The following is a 4,600-nucleotide window of genomic DNA, read 5'->3' as shown; positions in this document are numbered from 1 at the left end:
AGATAATCGACATTGTCGTTACTGCGCACCTGGGTGTAGCGCACGCCCAAGTGGACGACCTCACCGTGCGGACCGTTCTCCTTGATTTGGATGTAATCGCCTACCTTGATGCTGCGCTCCATGAGCAGGATGAGGCCCGAGGCAAAGTTGCTGAAGATGTTCTGCAGGCCAAAGCCGAGGCCCACACCGACCACGCCACCCAGAATGGACAGGCTGCTAAGGTTTACCCCCAAGGTCTGCAGGACGATGAGGGCGCCGAGGGCAAGGAAGACGTAGTAGCCGATGCGCGAAATAGCATAGGCAAGGGCAGGGTCGAGGCGCCGGCTGAGGAGGATGCGGGTGCTGCGCCGCAACCAGCGTGCCCCCCACAAAAGGAGGACGAGCAGGAGGATCAGCTCGATCACCCCGAGGGGCTCGATGGAAATTCCTCCCGGAAATTGGATGGGGCTACGGAACCAAGCCCAAATCTCCTGCAACTGCATCATGAAGGGCTAACCACTGACGAAAGGCACACGTATGCGCTACACTGCAGCAAAAATTGTGCACACTCAAGGGTTGCTTTGTGAAAAATTTTGTTGCTGAACCCCTCGCGCAGGCCCTGCAAGCCCTCCAAGAGCAGGGAATTCTGGCGGAAATCCCGGCGCATTTGGATTTTGACCGCCCGCGGCAGAACAAGCACGGTCACCTCGCCAGCAATGTAGCCCTACTGCTCGCCAAGGGCGCGGGTAGGCCGCCGCGGGAGCTGGCGGCGGCCATCCAAGGCGCCTTGCCGGCCTCGCCCTGGATCGAGCGTGTGGAGATTGCCGGCCCCGGTTTCCTCAATTTCTTCCTGCGTCCTGCTGCCTTTCAGCAGGCCATCGCCACGGTCCTCGCGCAGGGGGCTGACTTCGGTCGCCAGCAGCTGGGTAACGGGCAGCGTATTCATCTCGAATTCGTCTCCGCCAACCCCACCGGACCCCTGCATGTGGGGCATGGCCGCGGTGCCGCTTACGGCGCTAGTCTGGCTGCGCTGCTGCGCTTTTGCGGCTACGACGTTTTCTGCGAATACTATGTCAACGACGCTGGGCGGCAAATGGACATCCTTGCCGCCAGCGTCTACCTACGCTACCTCGAATGTGCCGGGCAAAAGTTGCCCTGGCCCTTTCCGCAGAGTGCCTATCGCGGCGACTACGTGCACGCGATTGCGGCACGGCTGCGAGAGCGCGTGGGCGATGCCTTCGTCGCCAGTGCCGCAGGCATGCCCAATTTGGCAGCGATTGAAGATGGTGACGCTGCCATCGACACCCTGATTGCCTACCTCAAGTCGAGCCTGGGTGAGGACTATCGGCCACTGCATGCTGCCGGTCTCGACGAGATTCTGGCCGACATCCGCGAGGATTTGGCGGAGTTTGGGGTGCAGTACCAAAACTGGTATTCGGAGGCGACCTTGAGCGCGACTGGCGCTATCGAGCGTGCCCTGGCGCGGCTCGCCGAGGGCGGCTATTGCTATCGTGCCGAGGGGGCTTTGTGGTTTCGTTCCACCGCCTTTGGCGATGACAAAGACCGCGTCCTGCAGCGCGAAAATGGCGCCTATACCTACTTTGCCTCGGATGTCGCCTACCATTTTGAAAAGACCACCCGCGGCTTTACCCAGCTCATCGATATGTGGGGTGCCGATCATCATGGATATATTCCCCGGGTGCGGGCCAGCCTCCAGGCTCTGGGAGCCGACCCCGGCATGCTGGAAGTGCTGCTGGTACAATTCGCCATCCTCTACCGCGGCCAGGAAAAGGTCTCCATGTCGACGCGTGCCGGAGAGTTTGTCACCCTGCGCCAGTTACGGCAGGAAGTTGGCAACGATGCCGCGCGCTTCTTCTACGTGCTGCGCCGCGCCGATCAACACCTCGATTTCGACCTCGAACTGGCCACCAAACATTCCGAGGAAAATCCGGTGTATTACATCCAGTACGCGCACGCCCGGGTACACGCCCTGCGGCGTCAAGCGCAGGAGCGCGGCCTGTCTTTACCGAGCGGCGCGGTGCCTCTCGATCGTTTGACGGATCCCCGCGAGTGGGAACTCGCCGATTTGCTCTGGCGCTTTCCCGAGCAGGTGGCGAGTGCCGGACGCGACCGCGAGCCGCATCAGATCGCTTTCTATCTCAAGGAGTTGGCATCGAGCTTCCACACCTATTACAACGCCACCCGCATCTTGGTGGAGGACGATGCCCTACGCTGGGCGCGCCTCAGTCTAGCCAATGCCGTGGCGCAGACCTTGGCCAATGGCCTTGCCCTCCTCGGGGTCTCGGCACCCGAGAGCATGTAAGCGATTCGGCGGATGCGCGATTACAAAGACCATAGCAGTCGCCAAGCGAGGCCCGAGGCCCCGGCACGTCCAACCCCGCGGCCGGTGGTGGCAGAGCCCGAGGAGACGGTAGAAGAAGAAATCGCGCCACGACGCGGCGGCAGTGGTTGGATTTGGCTGATCCTGATTGCCTTGCTCTTGCTGAGCGGGGCGGTGTGGTGGTGGATTGCGAGCCTACCCATGACCAAGGGTCAACTGGGTTTGTTTCCGCAGGCGGGTACGGCTGCGCCGGTGACCCCGGCAGCAAGCGCTGTCAGCAAGTTGCCGGCAGCTCCGGTAGCCAGTGTGCAATCGCCTCCCCAGAAGGCTGCTCGGCCAACGACAACCGTCGCTCCCCTAGTCGCGCCTCTGGCTTCGGCGGTCAGCCCCAGTGCGTCCACGAGCAGCACCGTGCAATTCAACTTCTACCACATCTTGCCGCAAATGAAGGTAGATATTCCCAGCGATATCCTTGGCAGCGGGCCGGGTATTCCGGCCGCAGAAACCAGCAGTGCCGCCAGCGGAGGGCCTGTGCGCATTCAGGTCGGTGCCCTCAATAATCTGGCCGGCGCCCAGGTGATTCGCGAGCGCCTGGAACTGATGGGAATTCCAAGCCACTTGCAAGAGCTGCGCGGCCCTGACGGGGCGAGCTACTATCAGGTACTCACCCGCAGCTACGCCTCTTCCAGCGACGCGCAGACCGCTCTGACCAAGATCCGCGGCATGGGGATCACCCCCATCCTGCGCTCGACGGCCAGCATGCCTAGTGTTGCGCCGTTGGCGTCTCCAGCGCGCTGATCGCCTCGCGCGGGCTCTGTTTGCCCTCGGCTACCGCCCGCAAGCCCGGCAGATAATGGTTGCTGGTTTCCACGGCCGCCAGGAGATAAGCCTGCAACAGCTCGACATTCAGATACCTCTCCGGCAGTTGCACGCTGCTCTTGCAATTGATTTCGAGGTCATCCCAATCGAGTTCAAAGTTGCCGATGGGCAGGCCGTAATTGGCTCGGGTCAGGAATTCTGCAATGGCAGGCAGGCGGGCCGCAGGATATTCGAGACCTTGCGGGCGGACGTAAAAAAGAATCCGCTCCAGTTCGGCATGTACATGGCAGAAGACATCGAGGGCGCCGTTGGGCACCGCAACGGCACAGGTGAGCACGGGGTAGTCCTGCAAAGTTTTGGCATTCCAGCCCAGATGTTGAAAGAGGGCCGCAGCGGCCTCGAGGTGAGTCACGATCTTGCTCCTTTCTGCGCGAGTGCCTCGGCGAGGCGGTAAAATTCGGCAAAATGTAAGGTTTCCGCCCGGGCGGCGGGGGAAATTTCCAGGCGCTCCAGCATAGCGCTATCGAAGACGCCCTTGAAGTTGTTAGCGAGGGTCTTGCGCCGTTGCGCAAAGGCAAGTGCCACGACCCGAGCGAAGACGGGTAGCAAATCGGCCGGCACCCGCGCCGGCCGGTGCGGCAGCAGGCGCACAAAAGCAGAGTCGACCTTGGGGGCGGGGTGAAAATTTCCCGGTGCTACGGGAAACAAGATCTCCACTGCCGCCTGTGCTTGCACCATGAGGGAAAGACGGCCGTAGGCCGAACTGCCCGGCTGGGCAGCAAGACGCTCGGCAACCTCCTTTTGCAGCATGAAGTGCAGGTCGACGATGGCTTCGGCCTGCTCCAGGAGATGAAAAATCAGCGGCGTGGCAATGTTGTACGGCAAATTGCCAACAACCCGCAGGGGCTGGCCGCTGTCTTGGGCGAGCTGTTTGTAGTCGACGCGCAAGGCATCGCCAGCAATCACCTGCAGTTGCGCGGCCGGAGCGAGGGCATGCAGGCCTGGCAGCAGGTCACGATCGAGCTCGACGACGCGCAGAGCTTGGCTAGGCGCTTGCCGCGCCGCCAAAAGCGCACGCGTCAGGGCACCCGGGCCGGGGCCGATTTCGAGCAGAGCGTCATTGGGCTGCGGCGCCAACGCCGCGACGATGCGGGCGACGATGGCCGGCTGAATCAAAAAGTTCTGACCAAAGCGCTTCTTGGCTTGCGGAAGCTTGTCTACTTGCAATTCTTGCCGTCCTTCATGCTATATTGACTCGACGCCCCCAGTGGGCGCTGAGCAACGGAAAGCCCATGCATCTCGTGCTTCGTCTCGACGTCAGCGGCCGTCCCATGGCTTGGGAAACCTGGGAAGAAGCAGCTGCCCATTATGCCCGCGGCAATGTCGCCTGGACCCTGGGTGACCCCTTCTTTACTGCCCACGGCGGTACCTCGCGTTGTAGCGGGGAGACCTCCTACCTCG

General features: G+C 61.9%; 5 protein-coding genes. 2 read left to right on the top strand and 3 right to left on the bottom strand.

Features of this window, described 5'->3' with window-relative positions:
- The coding region (locus RTI30_RS12815) for a mechanosensitive ion channel domain-containing protein (RefSeq protein ID WP_312283955.1) at positions 1 to 485 on the bottom strand (485 nt) is incomplete at its 3' end.
- Positions 486 to 562: 77 nt separating this feature from the next.
- Between RTI30_RS12815 and argS the strand changes: the two genes are divergently transcribed.
- Together argS and RTI30_RS12805 are read left to right on the top strand one after the other, a co-directional pair.
- Positions 563 to 2,302, top strand: a complete 1,740-nt coding sequence (gene argS / locus RTI30_RS12810) for an arginine--tRNA ligase (RefSeq protein WP_312283954.1) — start codon at positions 563 to 565, stop codon at positions 2,300 to 2,302.
- A 12-nt stretch (positions 2,303 to 2,314) separates the two neighbouring features.
- A complete protein-coding gene (locus tag RTI30_RS12805; protein WP_312283953.1) occupies positions 2,315 to 3,118 on the top strand; it encodes an SPOR domain-containing protein in 804 nt (267 codons plus the stop codon).
- Here the strand turns inward: RTI30_RS12805 and RTI30_RS12800 are convergent.
- Positions 3,084 to 3,551 carry a YbjN domain-containing protein gene (locus RTI30_RS12800; RefSeq protein ID WP_312283952.1) on the bottom strand — a complete coding sequence of 156 codons (468 nt, stop codon included), beginning with the start codon at positions 3,549 to 3,551 and terminating at the stop codon, positions 3,084 to 3,086. The genes RTI30_RS12805 and RTI30_RS12800 overlap by 35 nt on opposite strands.
- Positions 3,548 to 4,366, bottom strand: coding sequence for a 16S rRNA (adenine(1518)-N(6)/adenine(1519)-N(6))-dimethyltransferase RsmA (gene rsmA / locus RTI30_RS12795; protein WP_312283951.1), 819 nt, complete (start codon positions 4,364 to 4,366; stop codon positions 3,548 to 3,550). Before rsmA ends, RTI30_RS12800 begins: the two co-directional genes overlap by 4 nt.
- Positions 4,367 to 4,600: the final 234 nt, after the last annotated feature.

This window comes from Candidatus Igneacidithiobacillus taiwanensis (assembly GCF_031962545.1).
Classification (GTDB): domain Bacteria; phylum Pseudomonadota; class Gammaproteobacteria; order Acidithiobacillales; family Acidithiobacillaceae; genus Igneacidithiobacillus; species Igneacidithiobacillus taiwanensis.
The sequence above is the reverse complement of the archived record's forward strand: the minus strand, read 5'-3'. Positions and strand labels throughout refer to the sequence as shown.